Source organism: Aquibium microcysteis (assembly GCF_014495845.1).
In the GTDB taxonomy this organism is placed as follows: domain Bacteria; phylum Pseudomonadota; class Alphaproteobacteria; order Rhizobiales; family Rhizobiaceae; genus Aquibium; species Aquibium microcysteis.
On sequence record NZ_CP061080.1, the window covers coordinates 4,054,372 to 4,069,242 of the forward strand.

General features: G+C 67.0%; 14 protein-coding genes. 10 read left to right on the plus strand and 4 right to left on the minus strand.

Annotation, left to right across the window (positions count from 1 at the left end):
* Window position 1: 1 nt before the first annotated feature.
* From mtaB to IAI54_RS18930, 4 genes are all read right to left on the minus strand, one after another.
* Window positions 2–1,300, minus strand: a complete 1,299-nt coding sequence (mtaB, locus tag IAI54_RS18915) for a tRNA (N(6)-L-threonylcarbamoyladenosine(37)-C(2))-methylthiotransferase MtaB (RefSeq protein WP_187968668.1) — start codon at window positions 1,298–1,300, stop codon at window positions 2–4.
* The gene (gene dapF / locus IAI54_RS18920; RefSeq protein ID WP_187968669.1) at window positions 1,300–2,181 is read right to left on the minus strand and encodes a diaminopimelate epimerase; all 882 of its coding nucleotides are present in this window, start codon (window positions 2,179–2,181) and stop codon (window positions 1,300–1,302) included. The genes mtaB and dapF overlap by 1 nt, the downstream gene beginning before the upstream one ends.
* Window positions 2,182–2,255: 74 nt before the next feature.
* Window positions 2,256–2,417 carry a DUF1328 family protein gene (locus tag IAI54_RS18925; protein ID WP_187968670.1) on the minus strand — a complete coding sequence of 54 codons (162 nt, stop codon included), beginning with the start codon at window positions 2,415–2,417 and terminating at the stop codon, window positions 2,256–2,258.
* A gap of 53 nt (window positions 2,418–2,470) precedes the next feature.
* Complete coding sequence (locus IAI54_RS18930; RefSeq protein WP_187968671.1) at window positions 2,471–3,565, minus strand: MBL fold metallo-hydrolase; 1,095 nt, start codon at window positions 3,563–3,565, stop codon at window positions 2,471–2,473.
* A 278-nt stretch (window positions 3,566–3,843) separates the two neighbouring features.
* Between IAI54_RS18930 and IAI54_RS18935 the strand changes: the two genes are divergently transcribed.
* The 10 genes from IAI54_RS18935 (at window position 3,844) to odhB (ending at window position 14,871) form a co-directional block, all read left to right on the plus strand.
* A complete protein-coding gene (locus tag IAI54_RS18935; RefSeq protein WP_420838311.1) occupies window positions 3,844–4,401 on the plus strand; it encodes an AprI/Inh family metalloprotease inhibitor in 558 nt (185 codons plus the stop codon).
* A 33-nt stretch (window positions 4,402–4,434) separates the two neighbouring features.
* Entirely contained in the window at window positions 4,435–5,649 is a 1,215-nt protein-coding gene (gene zapE / locus IAI54_RS18940) for a cell division protein ZapE (protein WP_187968673.1), read from the plus strand.
* 217 nt (window positions 5,650–5,866) lie between these two features.
* Window positions 5,867–6,829: a malate dehydrogenase gene (gene mdh / locus IAI54_RS18945; protein ID WP_187968674.1), complete on the plus strand. Its 963-nt coding sequence runs from the start codon at window positions 5,867–5,869 to the stop codon at window positions 6,827–6,829.
* Between the two features lie 16 nt (window positions 6,830–6,845).
* A complete protein-coding gene (gene sucC, locus IAI54_RS18950; RefSeq protein ID WP_187968675.1) occupies window positions 6,846–8,039 on the plus strand; it encodes an ADP-forming succinate--CoA ligase subunit beta in 1,194 nt (397 codons plus the stop codon).
* Window positions 8,040–8,044: 5 nt separating this feature from the next.
* The gene (locus IAI54_RS18955; RefSeq protein ID WP_187968676.1) at window positions 8,045–8,692 is read left to right on the plus strand and encodes a hypothetical protein; all 648 of its coding nucleotides are present in this window, start codon (window positions 8,045–8,047) and stop codon (window positions 8,690–8,692) included.
* Window positions 8,693–8,802: 110 nt separating this feature from the next.
* A complete protein-coding gene (locus IAI54_RS18960) occupies window positions 8,803–9,087 on the plus strand; it encodes a hypothetical protein (RefSeq protein WP_187973403.1) in 285 nt (94 codons plus the stop codon).
* Complete coding sequence (locus tag IAI54_RS18965) at window positions 9,068–9,487, plus strand: PIN domain-containing protein (RefSeq protein WP_187968677.1); 420 nt, start codon at window positions 9,068–9,070, stop codon at window positions 9,485–9,487. Before IAI54_RS18960 ends, IAI54_RS18965 begins: the two co-directional genes overlap by 20 nt.
* 21 nt (window positions 9,488–9,508) lie before the next feature.
* The gene (sucD, locus tag IAI54_RS18970; RefSeq protein ID WP_187968678.1) at window positions 9,509–10,411 is read left to right on the plus strand and encodes a succinate--CoA ligase subunit alpha; all 903 of its coding nucleotides are present in this window, start codon (window positions 9,509–9,511) and stop codon (window positions 10,409–10,411) included.
* A gap of 137 nt (window positions 10,412–10,548) precedes the next feature.
* A complete protein-coding gene (locus IAI54_RS18975; protein ID WP_187968679.1) occupies window positions 10,549–13,536 on the plus strand; it encodes a 2-oxoglutarate dehydrogenase E1 component in 2,988 nt (995 codons plus the stop codon).
* A 45-nt stretch (window positions 13,537–13,581) separates the two neighbouring features.
* On the plus strand, window positions 13,582–14,871 hold the full coding sequence (gene odhB, locus IAI54_RS18980) for a 2-oxoglutarate dehydrogenase complex dihydrolipoyllysine-residue succinyltransferase (RefSeq protein WP_187968680.1): 1,290 nt from the start codon (window positions 13,582–13,584) through the stop codon (window positions 14,869–14,871).

Here is a 14,871-nt window from a genome sequence, read left to right on the forward strand (position 1 = left end):
CTCAGGCCGCTGCCGCGTGGAGCGGCTCGGCGACCAGTCTCGATCCGTCGTGGCCGGCGATCCGCACGGTCACGATCTGGCCGGGCTCGCCCTCGCCGAGGGCGACCAGCGTGAAGCCTTCCGTGCGGCCGAGGCCTTCGCGCTCGACCAGCACGCGCTGCACGGTTCCGGCCAGCGCCTCGAGGTGACGGCGATGGGCGCGTTCACCCGCCTCGCGCAGCCGTGCCGCGCGGTCCTTCACGGTGCGCCGGGCGACCTGCGGCATCCGCGCGGCGGGTGTTCCCTCGCGCGGGGAATAGGGGAAGACGTGCAGATGCGTCAGCCCGCAGGCCTCGACGATCGACAGCGAGTTCTGAAACATCGCCTCCGTCTCGGTCGGGAAGCCGGCGATGATGTCGGCGCCGAAGACGATGTCGGGCCGCAACCGCCGCACGTCCTCGCAGAAGCGGATCGAATCGTCGCGGAGATGGCGCCGCTTCATGCGCTTCAGCACCATGTCGTCGCCCGCCTGTAGCGACAGATGCAGATGCGGCATCAGCCGCGGCTCGGTGGCGATGGCCTCCATCAGGTCGCCGTCCGCCTCGATGGAATCGATCGACGACAGCCGCAGCCGGTCGAGGTCGGGCACCTGGCGCAGGATGGTGCGCACGAGCCGGCCGAGCCGCGGCGCGCCCGGCAGGTCCGCGCCGTAGCTCGTCATGTCGACGCCCGACAGCACCACCTCGCGGTAGCCATTGCCGGCAAGCCGCTTCACCTGCTCGACGACGGCGCCCATCGGCACCGAGCGCGAATTGCCGCGGCCATAGGGGATGATGCAGAAGGTGCAGCGGTGGTCGCAGCCGTTCTGGACCTGGACGAAGGCGCGCGCCCGCCCCTCGATCGCGTCGACCATGTGCGAGGCGGTCTCGGTCACCGACATGATGTCGTTGACGCGCGCCTTCTCGGTGTCGTTGACGCCGAAATCCGGCAGCGCCCGGTAGTTGTGCGCCCTGAGCTTCTCCTCGTTGCCGAGCACGAGGTCGACCTCCTCCATGCCGGCGAAGCCGGCAGGATCGGTCTGCGCGGCGCAGCCGGTGACGATGATGCGCGCGGCCGGATTCTCGCGGCGCGCCTTGCGGATCGCCTGGCGCGCCTGGCGCACCGCTTCGCCGGTCACCGCGCAGGTGTTGAAGATCACCGCGCCGCCGGCGAGCTCGCCGAGGCCGGCTGCTTCCGCCTCGCGCTTCATCACTTCGGATTCGTAGGTGTTGAGCCGGCAGCCGAAGGTGACGACGTCGATGCCGGCGCGTTCGCCGGACATCAGTGCACGCCCTCCGTCTCGCGGGTCCAGACGCCGGTCTGCGGGTCGAACCGGCCGGAAAACTCCCATTCGGCGGGACCCGTCAGGACGACGTGATCGTCCGCGCGCCAGGTGACGCGCAGCACTCCGCCCGGCGCCGTCAGCGCCACGCTGCGCTCCGTCCGGCCGGTCCGCGCCCCCGCCACAGCCGCCGCGCAGGCCGCAGAGCCGCAGGCCCGCGTCAGCCCCGCCCCGCGCTCCCAGGTGCGGATCGTCATCGCCTGGCGCGACGTGACCTGCGCGATGGTGATGTTGGCGCGTTCGGGGAAGATCGGGTGGTTTTCGAGAAGCGGCCCGATCCTGTCGAGCGCGTAGCTCCAGACGTCCGCCTCGACCCAGAAGATCGCATGCGGATTGCCCATCGAGACGACCGACGGGGAATGCAGGATCGGCGCGTCGATCGGGCCGGCCTGCAGCTCGATGGCACGCGTGTCGCGAAATTCCTCCGCAAGGGGAATGTCCTTCCAGCCGAACTTCGGCTTGCCCATGTCGACGGAGATCAGCCCGTCGGCATGTTCCTCGGCATTGAGGATTCCCGCGACAGTCTCGAAGGTGAACAGCCTGTCGCCCGTTTCGGCGGCGAGCGCCTGCACCACGCAGCGCATGCCGTTGCCGCAGGCCTGGGCCGACGAGCCGTCGGAATTCAGGATGTCGACGAACCAGCCGGTACCCGGCGTCCGCGCGTTATGGATCGCCATGATCTGGTCGAAGCGTGTCGCGGGATCGGCCGCGAGCGCCAGCGCGGCGGCCGGTGCGACGCGATCCGCACGCCCGCGCATGTCGGCAACGATGATCTCGTTGCCGAGCCCGTTCATCTTGGCAAAGGGGGCGCGGTTGGACATGGCCGGAAACCGGATTGCTCTGTTCAGCCCGCTATATGGCGGAATCGGTTCCGGATTACCAGTACGGCAGGGGATCAGGCCAGCGCGATGATCCCGAACAGCACCAGCAGGAACAGGATCAGGACGAGCCCGATCAGAAGCTTGGCGCCCGTCAGCGCGGCACCCGAGATGGTGTTGAAGCCGAGCAGCGCTGCGACCGCCGCCACGACCAGCAGGATAAGGATCCAGTCGAGCATCGTTTTTCCCTCCGTTCGTTGGGGGGAAATGTGGCGAAAGCCGTTTTGTTCCGTCAGACGACGGCGGCAGGTACGTCCCAGACCTCGCCCGACAGCATGGGGCGGAACCGCTCGCGCGGCACGCCTTGCGCGTCCAGCGCGTCATGGAGATGGTCGCGCGGCTCCTCGATGGCCTCGTTGGTGAGCTGGAATGTGCCCCAGTGGCAGCCCGCCGCGAAAGCCGCTTCCACCAGCATCATGGCTTCCACGGCCTCCTGCGGGTTCTGGTGCTGGCCTTCCATGAACCAGCGCGGCTCGTAGGCGCCGATCGGCAGCAGCGCGAGGCGGAATCCGCCGTGCTTGCGCGCCGCTTCGCGATAGTTGATGCCGCGATGGAAGCCGGTGTCCCCCGCGAAGTAGATCTTCCCGGCCGCGGTCTCGACCGCGAAGGCGCCCCACAGCGCCATCCGGCGGTCGCCGGTGCCCCGCGCCGACCAGTGGTGCGCCGGCTCGATGTGGATGAAGGCCTCGCCGTGCGGCAGGACGAGGTGGTGATGGTGGCCCCAGTCGCCGCTCGCGATCCGCATCGTCGGAACGGACCGGCGCAGGATCGTGTCGTTGCCGAGCGGGGTCACCACCAGCGGATCATGCGCCTCCTTCAGCCGCTTCAGGGTCGCGACGTCGAAATGGTCGTAATGGTTGTGCGAGAGCAGCACCACGTCGATCCGCGGCAGGTCGTCGAAGGCGATGCCGGGCGCGTTGACGCGGCGCGGGCCGGCGAACGAGACGGGCGACACCCGGTCCGACCACACCGGATCGGTGAGGAATGTCAGACCCCCGGCCTGGATCAGCATCGTGGCGTGTCCCACCATGGTGAGACGCAGCCCGCTTTGCGACGGCACCGGTGCAGGACGGGCCTGCGGAAACGGGCTCGGCCAGGATTTCGGCCAGCTCTTGCGACCGCCGCCCAGTTGCCAGCGCAGAAGGTCGGAAAAGGCACGCGGAGGAATGCCGTCCGGATTGAAGAAGATGCGGCCGTCGAAGTGATCGCTGACCGGTCCGCCGTAATAGGGATTTCTGCCGTTGCCCTTCGCCGCCAATGCGCCACCTCCCGCGAGGGCCGTCAGGCCGCCGATGCCCGTCCACTTGATCAAGGTCCGCCTGTTCATGGCGCTTTCTTCCCGCTACGGCCAGTGTTCCTCGTGGAAATGGTGCGGGAGAACCCGCCGGTCAAACACACTCGGCGCGCAGCGGGGCCGTTGACCGGCTGCGGCACGTGCCGGACCGTGCCACCGGACGTTCCCGTTGCGTCGCCGGATAATTTTCCCCCGGGGACGTGAAATCCCGACCCTCTTCGTGTTATCGACCCAACAATGCCATGTTTCTGGCCGACTCGCGCAGCGGGACGGTACGGTTCTCACCTCGTCCTCATGGAGGATCTCGCATGATGCTTTCGACTGCCGGATCGACGAAGACCGGCCTCGCCGCCGCAGCCCTGGTCGCGCTCGCCATCGTGTCCGGTTGCCAGAGCAGCCGATTCACCCCCGTCAGCACCGCTCCCGCACCGCTGCCGCCCGCGCCGTCCGGAGCCGTCGTGACCAGCGATCTGCCCCCGCCGTCGGGTCCTGCCGATGCGAGCGCCTTCCCGCCCGCTCCCGGCGCGACCGGCGACGGCACGCAGGTCGCCGCCCTGGACCCGAACGCGGCGGCTCCGGCCAGTGCGCCGGACCTGACGGCCGGCAGCGTCGCCGGCGTCTGGAACGCGACGGTCGCAGGCCAGGGCTGCCGGGTCGCCACGCCGCAGACGAAGTTCGGCCAGGGCTTCCGCGCGGGTCCGCTGCGTTGCCCGGTCCCGCTCGACGGCGTGAAGTCGTGGAACGTCGCGGGCAAGCAGCTGTCGCTCTACGACGGCAACGGCAACATCCTGGCGCGGCTCTATTCGTCGAGCCCCGAGCGCTTCGACGGTCAGATGACGTCCGGGCAGCCGATCTCCCTCAACCGCTGACGCTCCAGAACCGGACGGTCCGGACAGTCATCGATGACCTCGCGCGACGGCCCGCCGCCCTTCCGCACGCTTCGTCAGGCCTATGCCGACAAGGTGGCGCGCGGCGAGATCATGCGCGATCCGGCTCAGGAAGTGCTGGTCGCCGCGTTCGACCGGCTGATCGAGGACGTCGCCGCCAAGCGTCTCGCGGCGAAGTCGAGTTCGCTCGGCTGGCTGTTCGGCCGCAAGCGGCAGGCGAAGGCGCCGGTCATGGGTCTCTACATCCATGGCGGCGTCGGACGCGGCAAGACCATGCTGATGGACATGTTCTTCGACCTCGTGCCGGTCCGGCGCAAGCGACGCGTCCACTTCAACGATTTCATGGCCGACGTGCACGATCGCATCGGTCGCCACCGCGCGGCGGTGAAGGCCGGAACGGCCAGGGGAGACGATCCGATCCCGCCGGTGGCCAGGGACCTCGCCGCGCTGGCCTGGGTGCTCTGCTTCGACGAGTTCGCGGTCACCGACATCGCCGACGCGATGATCCTGTCGCGGCTGTTCTCGGCCTTGTTCGAGGAAGGCGTGGTGCTGGTGGCGACCTCCAACGTCGCTCCGCAGGACCTCTACCGCGACGGCCTGAACCGGCCCCTGTTCACGCCTTTCATCGGCATTCTCCAGCGCCATGCCCATGTGCTTCACCTCGATGCGGAAACGGATTACCGGCTCGAGAAGCTGAACGGCGTTCCGGTGTACATGCATCCGGTCGATGCCGCCAACGAGCAGCGCCTCGACGAGGCCTGGCGCGCGCTGACGGACGGAGCGGGCGAGCAACCCGACGAAGTCCTGGTGAAGGGCCGCCGCGTGCCGGTCCCGCGCGCGGTGCGCGACGCCGCCCGCTTCACCTTTGCCGACCTCTGCGAAAAGCCGCTGGCTGCCCGCGACTATCTGGCGATCGCCGAACGGTACCGCACGATCTTCCTCGACCGCATTCCGGTGATGGACGACTCCTCCCGCAATGCCGCCAAGCGCTTCATCCTGCTCATCGACACGCTCTACGACCGCAAGGTCCGCCTCGTCGCGACCGCAGAGGCCGCGCCGACCGAGCTCTATCGCGGTCGCCTCGGAGCCGAAGCCTTCGAGTTCGATCGCGCCGCCTCGCGCCTGATGGAGATGCAGAGCGAGGAGTGGCGCGCAGCCTGGGAAGCCGCAGCCCCCGAGCCGTCGTCCGGCAGACCGGTCGCGACTGGCGCCCCGACCGCGTCCGGCTGATCGAGCCAGACGTCGTGTTTTGACGTTTACGTAAATCCCTGAAGCCTTAACCGATTGAAATCTCTCGCTCGGAAATTTTCGATTGAGTTTTTCGCCCCTTGACGCTATGCGACGGTCGAATTTCCGCCGGACGCAGGCGACCGAAGACCGGCAGAAACAGACGCATTCCTGTCATCCGGGCCGGATAGGTCCAGCAGTCGCAAGGGAAATCCACCACATGGCACGCAGCAAGATCGCGCTCATCGGGTCCGGCATGATCGGCGGAACGCTGGCCCACCTGATCGGTCTCAAGGAACTCGGCGACGTCGTCATGTTCGACATCGCCGAAGGCATCCCGCAGGGCAAAGGCCTCGACATCGCCGAGTCTTCGCCGGTCGACGGCTTCGACGTGCATTATCTCGGCGCCAACGACTACTCGGCGATCAAGGGGGCCGACGTCTGCATCGTCACCGCCGGCGTGCCGCGCAAGCCGGGCATGAGCCGCGACGACCTGCTCGGCATCAACCTCAAGGTCATGGAGCAGGTGGGCGCCGGCATCCGGAAATATGCCCCCAACGCCTTCGTCATCTGCATCACCAACCCGCTCGACGCCATGGTCTGGGCGCTGCAGAAGTTCTCGGGCCTGCCGAAGAGCCATGTCGTCGGCATGGCCGGCGTGCTCGACTCGGCCCGTTTCCGCTACTTCCTGGCCGAGGAGTTCAACGTCTCCGTGGAGGACGTCTCGGCCATGACGCTCGGCGGCCATGGCGACGACATGGTGCCGATGGTGCGCTATTCCACGGTGGCCGGCATCCCGCTGCCCGACCTCGTCAAGATGGGCTGGACCACCAAGGAGAAGCTGGACGCCATCGTCGAGCGCACCCGCAAGGGCGGCGGCGAGATCGTCGCGCTGCTCAAGACCGGTTCGGCCTATTATGCGCCCGCCGCGTCGGCCATCGCGATGGCCGAATCCTACCTGAAGGACAAGAAGCGCGTGCTGCCCTGCGCGGCGCATCTCGACGGCCAGTACGGCCTGACGGACATGTATGTCGGCGTGCCGGTCGTCATCGGCGCCGCGGGCGTCGAGCGCATCATCGAGATCGACTTCAACAAGGCCGAGCAGAAGATGTTCGAGAAGTCCGTCGCCGCCGTGCAGTCGCTCTGCGAAGCCTGTATCGGCATCGCCCCGAACCTGAAGTAAGGGAACCATAGCCCCGATGAACATCCACGAATACCAGGCCAAGCAGGTCCTGAAGGGCTACGGTGCCCCGGTCGCCGCAGGCGTCGCGATCATGTCGGTGGACGAGGCGGAGGCAGCAGCGAAGTCGCTGCCCGGCCCGCTCTACGTCGTGAAGAGCCAGATCCACGCGGGCGGCCGCGGCAAGGGCAAGTTCAAGGAACTCGCCCCCGATGCCAAGGGCGGCGTCCGGCTGGCGAAGTCGATCGAGGAGGTCGTCGCCCATTCGCGCGAGATGCTCGGCAACACGCTGGTCACCAAGCAGACCGGCCCCGAGGGCAAGCAGGTCAACCGCCTCTACATCGAGGACGGCGCCGACATCGACCGCGAGCTCTATCTCTCGATCCTCGTCGACCGCACCGTCGGCCAGGTGGCCTTCGTCGTCTCCACCGAGGGCGGCATGGACATCGAGCAGGTCGCGCACGACACGCCCGAGAAGATCATCACCGTCGCGATCAATCCCGAGACCGGCGTGACGGCTTCCGACGTAGCGAAGCTCAACGGCGCGCTGGCGCTGTCGGGCGAGGCGGCGAAGGACGGCGAGAGCCTGTTCCCGATCCTCTACAAGGCCTTCGTCGAGAAGGACATGGCGCTGCTCGAGGTCAACCCGCTGATCGTCATGAAGGACGGCCGCCTGCGCGTGCTCGACGCCAAGGTGTCGTTCGACGGCAACGCGCTGTTCCGCCACGACGACATCAAGGCGCTGCGCGACGAATCCGAGGAAGACTCGAAGGAGATCGAGGCCTCGAAGTGGGACCTCGCCTATGTCGCGCTCGACGGCAACATCGGCTGCATGGTCAACGGCGCCGGTCTCGCCATGGCGACCATGGACATCATCAAGCTCTACGGCGCCGAACCGGCCAATTTCTGCGACGTCGGCGGCGGCGCCGGCAAGGAGAAGGTCGCGGCCGCCTTCAAGATCATCACCGCCGATCCGGCCGTGAAGGGCATCCTGGTCAACATCTTCGGCGGCATCATGAAGTGCGACGTCATCGCCGAGGGCGTCATCGCCGCGGTGAAGGAGGTCGGGCTGAAGGTTCCGCTGGTGGTGCGACTCGAAGGCACCAACGTCGACCTCGGCAAGAAGATCATCAACGAGAGCGGCCTCAACGTCATCTCGGCCGACGATCTCGACGACGCGGCGAAGAAGATCGTCGCGGCCGTGCAGGGCTGACAGGTATGCGTCGGGCGGCGGTCGCGGGGCTTCTGGCTTTCTCCAGCCTCTGCCCTGCCGCCGCCGCCGACTACGACACCGCCTTCGTGGACGCCTTCGCCGATGCCTGCGTGCCCCAGCGCATGAGCTATCCGGGCACGCTCGACACCGCGCGGGCGGCGGGCTGGCGCGACGTCGGGCGGACCGCGAACCCCGAACTCGACGTGATGATGGGGAAATCGGAAGAAGCCGCCGCGGATCCCGAACTGAAGGGGACGTTCGAGTACGCGATCCTGACGAAGCCCGTGCAGGATCAGGACCATTTTCTCGTCGTCAGCCGGGCGTCCTTCGTCATCGACGAGGACGAGGACCCGCCGAACCCCTGGGTCTATATCGGCTGCTATCTCTACAATTTCGATGCCACGGCCCCGATCGGTCCCGGCCCGTTGAGCGCCCTGCTCCAGAAGCCGGTGTCGAACCGCCATTCCGACGAGACCCTGACGAGCTACGTCTGGGGTCCGCCCTGCCCGATGCCGCGCACCGGCGACACCTACCTGACCTTCATTCCCGAAGGCAGCCCCCACGCGGTCACGACCGGCTTCTCCGGCCTCATGCTGAAGTTCGAGACCTCCGAGCCCGACCCGGGCGAGATCGTGCCGGAAACCTATTGCTGACGCGCCGTCCGGGAGCGGCACCCGAAGCCGCTGCCCGCCTCGCCCGAAGCTTTTGCTTGCACATCGGTCCTACACGGATTATGTGCTCCACATAATCCGTGTAGGACCTCGTGACCAAGAACCTCACCCTCGCCATCGACGACGACCTGCTCGACAAGGCGCGGGTTCTGGCGGCCATGCGCCGCACGACGGTGAACGCGATGGTGCGCGGCTTCCTCGAACGCGAGATCGAGCGGGAGACGCTGCATGCGACGCGCGCGGAGGCCTGGAGCCGGATGTACCAGGTCGCAGACGCCGATGCTTTCCGGCGGGAACACCGCCTGAGGGACGGTGAGCGGCTGTTCGATCGCGAACTCTTCTACGAGGAGGTCATGCGTGAACGCGGCCTTCTTTGATACCAACATCCTCGTCTATGCCGCCGACACGGCCTGTCCGGACACGCGGAAGAGAGACCACGCCCGCCAGCTGATGCAGTCGCGCGAAATCACCATCTCGACGCAGGTGATGATGGAGTTCTACGGTGTGCTGCGCCGGAAGCTGGCCTACGGCCCGGACGTGGCCACGCAGTGGATCGAGACGCTGCAGGACGAACATGTGGTCAGCCTGGACGCAGCCGGCGTCGTCCATGCGATCAAGCTGGCGCGACGCTACGACATCTCGCATTGGGATGGGCTCGTCCTGACGGCCACGGAGCGGGCCGGTCTCTCCGTTCTCTACACCGAGGACCTCAACCACGGCCAATCCTATGGCTCCGTGCGGGTCTGCAATCCGTTCATTCAAGACTTCTTAGCTTAGGTTCGAAGGGAAGACTGCCCCATGTCCATCCTCGTCAACAAAGACACCAAGGTTCTCGTCCAGGGCCTGACCGGCAAGACCGGCACCTTCCATACGGAGCAGGCGCTGGCCTATCACGGCACGCAGATGGTCGGCGGCATCCACCCCAAGAAGGGCGGCGAGACCTGGACGGGATCCAAGGGCGAGACGCTGCCGATCTTCGCTTCGGTCGCCGAGGCCAGGGACCGCACGGGCGCGACCGCCTCGGTGGTCTACGTGCCGCCGGCAGGCGCGGCCGAAGCCATCATCGAGGCGATCGACGCCGAGATCCCGCTGATCGTCTGCATCACCGAGGGCATTCCGGTCATGGACATGGTGAAGGTCAAGGCCCGGCTCGACCGCTCGACCTCGCGCCTCATCGGCCCGAACTGCCCCGGCATCGTGACTCCGAACGAATGCAAGATCGGCATCATGCCCGGCAATATCTTCCGCAAGGGCTCCGTCGGCGTTGTCTCGCGCTCGGGAACGCTTACCTATGAGGCGGTCTTCCAGACGTCGAATGCCGGCCTCGGCCAGTCGACGGCCGTCGGCATCGGCGGCGACCCGGTGAAGGGCACGGAGTTCATCGACATGCTCGAAATGTTCCTCGCCGACGACGAGACCCAGTCGATCATCATGATCGGCGAGATCGGCGGTTCGGCCGAGGAGGACGCCGCCCAGTTCCTCAAGGACGAGGCGAAGAAGGGCCGCAGGAAGCCGATGGCGGGCTTCATCGCCGGCCGCACGGCACCGGCCGGCCGCACCATGGGCCATGCCGGCGCGGTGATCTCGGGCGGCAAGGGCGGCGCGGAAGACAAGATCGCGGCCATGGAATCGGCCGGCATCCGCGTCTCGCCGTCGCCGGCCCGGCTGGGTCAGACGCTGCTCGAGGCGCTCAAGGGCTGAGCCGCACGCAATGGCCGGCCGCGCGAGCGGCCGGTGACGCCTGGGGGCAGGAAAGGGCGGGCGACCGCCGAGGAAACAGCGGCACGACCGCCGCACCAAGAAGGAGACGGGGCGAAGCGCTCCGGCAAGGCACGACAATGGCACGGCAGGATCAGGCCAACGACCAGTTTTCCCTCACCTCGTTCCTCTATGGCGGCAACGCCGACTACATCGAAGAACTCTACGCCTCCTGGCAGGACGACCCGGATTCGGTCGATGCCGAATGGCGCGACTTCTTCGGTGCGCTGAAGGACGATGCGGGCGACATCCGCAGGAACGCCCGCGGCGCCTCCTGGCAGCGCGCCAACTGGCCGCTGAAGGCCAATGGCGAACTCGTCTCGGCGCTCGACGGCGACTGGGGCACGGTCGAGAAGCATTTCGACAAGCGCACCCGCGAGAAGGCGGCCACGGCCGGCAAGACGGTTTCGGAAGCCGACGTGCATCGCGCCACCCGCGATTCCGTCCGCGCGATCATGATGATCCGCGCCTTCCGCATGCGCGGCCACCTGCACGCCAATCTCGATCCGCTCGGCGTCGCCAAGCCGCAGGAGGACTACAACGAACTGTCGCCGGAGAATTACGGCTTCACCGAGGCCGATCTCGACCGGCCGATCTTCATCGACAACGTGCTGGGGCTCGAATTCGCGACCATCCGGCAGATGCTCGACATCCTGCAGCGGACCTACTGCTCGACACTGGGCGTCGAGTTCATGCACATCTCCAACCCCGAGGAGAAGGCCTGGATCCAGGAACGCATCGAGGGGCCGGACAAGGGCATCGAGTTCACCGCCAACGGCAAGAAGGCCATCCTGCACAAGCTGATCGAGGCCGAAGGCTTCGAGCAGTTCATCGACGTCAAGTACAAGGGCACCAAGCGTTTCGGCCTCGACGGCGGCGAGGCGCTGATCCCGGCGCTCGAGCAGATCATCAAGCGCGGCGGCAACATGGGCCTGAAGGAGATCGTGCTCGGCATGGCCCATCGCGGCCGGCTGAACGTGCTCACCCAGGTGATGGGCAAGCCGCACCGCGCCGTCTTCCACGAGTTCAAGGGCGGCTCCTTCGCCCCCGACGACGTCGAGGGCTCGGGCGACGTGAAGTACCATCTCGGCGCCTCGTCCGACCGTGAGTTCGACGGCAACAAGGTCCACCTGTCGCTGACCGCCAACCCCTCGCATCTCGAGATCGTCAACCCGGTCGTCATGGGCAAGGCGCGCGCCAAGCAGGACCAGGTCTTCGGACGCAAGCGCGAGGAGGTGATCCCGCTGGAGGAGCGTGCCAAGGTGCTGCCGCTGCTCCTGCACGGCGACGCGGCTTTCGCCGGCCAGGGCGTGGTGGCGGAGTGCCTCGGCCTCTCGGGCCTGCGCGGCCACCGGGTGGGTGGCACGCTGCACTTCATCATCAACAACCAGATCGGCTTCACGACCAACCCGCGCTTCTCGCGCTCCTCGCCCTATCCGTCGGACGTCGCCAAGATGATCGAGGCGCCGATCTTCCACGTCAACGGCGACGATCCCGAAGCGGTGGTCTATGCCGCAAAGGTCGCGACCGAGTTCCGGATGAAGTTCCAGAAGCCGGTCGTCATCGACATGTTCTGCTATCGCCGCTTCGGCCACAACGAGGGCGACGAGCCGGCCTTCACGCAGCCGCTGATGTACAAGAAGATCCGGTCGCATCCCTCGACCGTCCAGATCTACTCGCAGAAGCTGATCGCCGAGAAGCTGGTGACCCAGGAGGAGGTCGACCAGATGAAGGCCGAGTGGCGCGCCCATCTGGAGACCGAGTTCGAGTCCGGCCAGGCCTACAAGCCCAACAAGGCCGACTGGCTGGACGGAGCCTGGTCGGGCCTGCGCAGCGCCGACAACCAGGACGAACAGCGCCGCGGCAAGACCGCCGTGCCGACGAAGACGCTGAAGGAGATCGGCCGCAAGCTGACCGACATCCCGAAGGACTTCGAGGTCCATCGGACCATCGGCCGCTTCATCGAGAACCGCCGCCAGGCGATCGAAACCGGCGAGGGCATCGACTGGGCCACCGCCGAGTCGCTCGCCTTCGGCTCGATCCTGCTCGAAGGCAACCCGGTGCGCCTGTCGGGCCAGGATTCCGAGCGCGGCACCTTCTCGCAGCGCCATTCGGTGCTCTACGACCAGCGCGACGAGAACCGCTACATCCCGCTCAACAACCTCGGTCCGCAGCAGGCCAACTACGAGGTCATCAACTCGATGCTCTCCGAGGAGGCCGTGCTCGGCTTCGAATACGGCTACTCGCTCGCCGAACCGCGCGCGCTGACGCTGTGGGAAGCGCAGTTCGGCGACTTCGCCAACGGAGCGCAGGTCGTCTTCGACCAGTTCATCTCGTCGGGCGAACGCAAGTGGCTGCGCATGTCGGGCCTCGTCTGCCTGCTGCCGCACGGTTACGAGGGCCAGGGTCCCGAGCACTCGTCGGCCCGCCTCGAGCGCTGGCTGCAGATGTGCGCGGAAGACAACATGCAGGTCGCCAACCTCACGACGCCGGCGAACTACTTCCATGCCCTGCGCCGGCAGCTGAAGCGCGACTTCCGCAAGCCGCTGATCCTGATGACGCCGAAGTCGCTGCTGCGCCACAAGCGCGCGGTCTCGACGCTGGCCGAGATGTCGGGGGAGAGTTCGTTCCACCGCCTGCTGTGGGACGACGCCCAGTACCTGGCCGACCAGCCGATCAAGCTGGTCAAGGACTCCAAGATCCGCCGCGTCGTGATGTGCTCCGGCAAGGTCTATTACGACCTCTACGAGGAGCGCGAGAAGCGCGGCATCGACGACGTCTATCTGCTGCGCGTCGAGCAGCTCTACCCCTTCCCGGCCAAGGCGCTGATCACCGAACTCTCGCGTTTCCGCAACGCCGAGATGGTTTGGTGCCAGGAGGAGCCCAAGAACATGGGGTCCTGGTCCTTCATCGACCCCTACCTGGAATGGGTGCTGGCCCACATCGACGCCAAGCACCAGCGTGTCCGCTACACCGGTCGCCCGGCGGCCGCCTCGCCCGCGACCGGTCTCATGTCGAAGCACCTGGCGCAGCTCGAGGCGTTCCTCGAAGATGCGCTCGGCGAATAGCAAGAACCAGATCCGAAACCCCTTCGAAGGCACGGAAAAACAACCATGGCCACAGAAATCCGCGTCCCCACGCTGGGTGAATCCGTCAGCGAAGCCACGATCGGCAAGTGGTTCAAGCAGGCCGGCGACGCCGTCGCGCAGGACGAGCCGCTGCTCGAACTCGAGACCGACAAGGTGACCCTCGAAGTGCCCGCCCCCGCGGCCGGCACGCTTGCCGAGATCACCGCCAAGGAGGGCGAGACCGTCGGCGTCGGCGCGCTGCTCGGCATGATCGGCGAAGGGTCGGGCGCCGCGGCAGCACCGAAGACCGCCGAACCGGCCGCCGCCAAGGCCGACGGTGGCGCATCGGTCGCACAGGGCTCGGGCCCGGGCGCCTCCGCCACCATGAAGGAGGCGGCGGAGAAGACCGCAGACCTGACCGGCAGCGAGGTCACGCCGCGCGGGAGCATGCCGGCAGCCCCCTCGGCCGCCAAGCTGATGGCCGAGAAGAACCTGTCCGCCGACCAGATCGAGGGCTCGGGCAAGCGCGGCCAGATCCTGAAGGGCGACGTGCTCGACGCCATCTCGCGCGGTGCCCCGGCCCAGCCGGCCGAGACGCCGAAGGTCCCGCGCGCAGCTGCCGCCCCCGGCGACGAGGGCCGCGAGGAGCGGGTCAAGATGACCCGCCTGCGCCAGACGATCGCACGCCGCCTGAAGGACGCCCAGGCAACCGCCGCCATGCTGACGACCTTCAACGAGGTCGACATGAAGGGGGTGATGGACCTGCGCACCAAGTACAAGGACGTCTTCGAGAAGAAGCACGGTGTGAAGCTCGGCTTCATGGGCTTCTTCACCAAGGCGGTGACGCATGCCCTGAAGGAGATCCCGGCGGTGAATGCCGAGATCGACGGCACCGACATCATCTACAAGAACTACGCCCATATCGGCGTGGCCGTCGGCACCGACAAGGGCCTCGTCGTCCCGGTGGTGCGCGACGCCGACCAGATGTCGATCGCCGAGATCGAGAAGGAGATCGGCCGCCTGGGCATCGCCGCCCGCGACGGCAAGCTCTCCATGGCCGACATGCAGGGCGGCACCTTCACCATCTCCAACGGCGGCGTCTATGGCTCGCTAATGTCGACGCCGATCCTCAACGCGCCGCAGTCGGGCATCCTCGGCATGCACAAGATCCAGGAGCGGCCGATGGTAGTCGGCGGCCAGATCGTCATCCGCCCGATGATGTATCTGGCGCTCTCCTACGACCACCGCATCGTCGACGGCAAGGAAGCCGTGACCTTCCTGGTGCGCGTGAAGGAGAGCCTGGAGGATCCCGAGCGGCTGGTGCTGGATCTCTGA

Coding starts and splice junctions, on each gene's coding strand:
- mtaB (WP_187968668.1), bottom strand. CDS start 1,300: ATGTCCGGCGAACGCGCCGGCATCGACGTCGTCACCTTCGGCTGCCGG.
- dapF (WP_187968669.1), bottom strand. CDS start 2,181: ATGTCCAACCGCGCCCCCTTTGCCAAGATGAACGGGCTCGGCAACGAG.
- IAI54_RS18925 (WP_187968670.1), bottom strand. CDS start 2,417: ATGCTCGACTGGATCCTTATCCTGCTGGTCGTGGCGGCGGTCGCAGCG.
- IAI54_RS18930 (WP_187968671.1), bottom strand. CDS start 3,565: ATGAACAGGCGGACCTTGATCAAGTGGACGGGCATCGGCGGCCTGACG.
- IAI54_RS18935 (WP_420838311.1), top strand. CDS start 3,844: ATGCTTTCGACTGCCGGATCGACGAAGACCGGCCTCGCCGCCGCAGCC.
- zapE (WP_187968673.1), top strand. CDS start 4,435: ATGACCTCGCGCGACGGCCCGCCGCCCTTCCGCACGCTTCGTCAGGCC.
- mdh (WP_187968674.1), top strand. CDS start 5,867: ATGGCACGCAGCAAGATCGCGCTCATCGGGTCCGGCATGATCGGCGGA.
- sucC (WP_187968675.1), top strand. CDS start 6,846: ATGAACATCCACGAATACCAGGCCAAGCAGGTCCTGAAGGGCTACGGT.
- IAI54_RS18955 (WP_187968676.1), top strand. CDS start 8,045: ATGCGTCGGGCGGCGGTCGCGGGGCTTCTGGCTTTCTCCAGCCTCTGC.
- sucD (WP_187968678.1), top strand. CDS start 9,509: ATGTCCATCCTCGTCAACAAAGACACCAAGGTTCTCGTCCAGGGCCTG.
- IAI54_RS18975 (WP_187968679.1), top strand. CDS start 10,549: ATGGCACGGCAGGATCAGGCCAACGACCAGTTTTCCCTCACCTCGTTC.
- odhB (WP_187968680.1), top strand. CDS start 13,582: ATGGCCACAGAAATCCGCGTCCCCACGCTGGGTGAATCCGTCAGCGAA.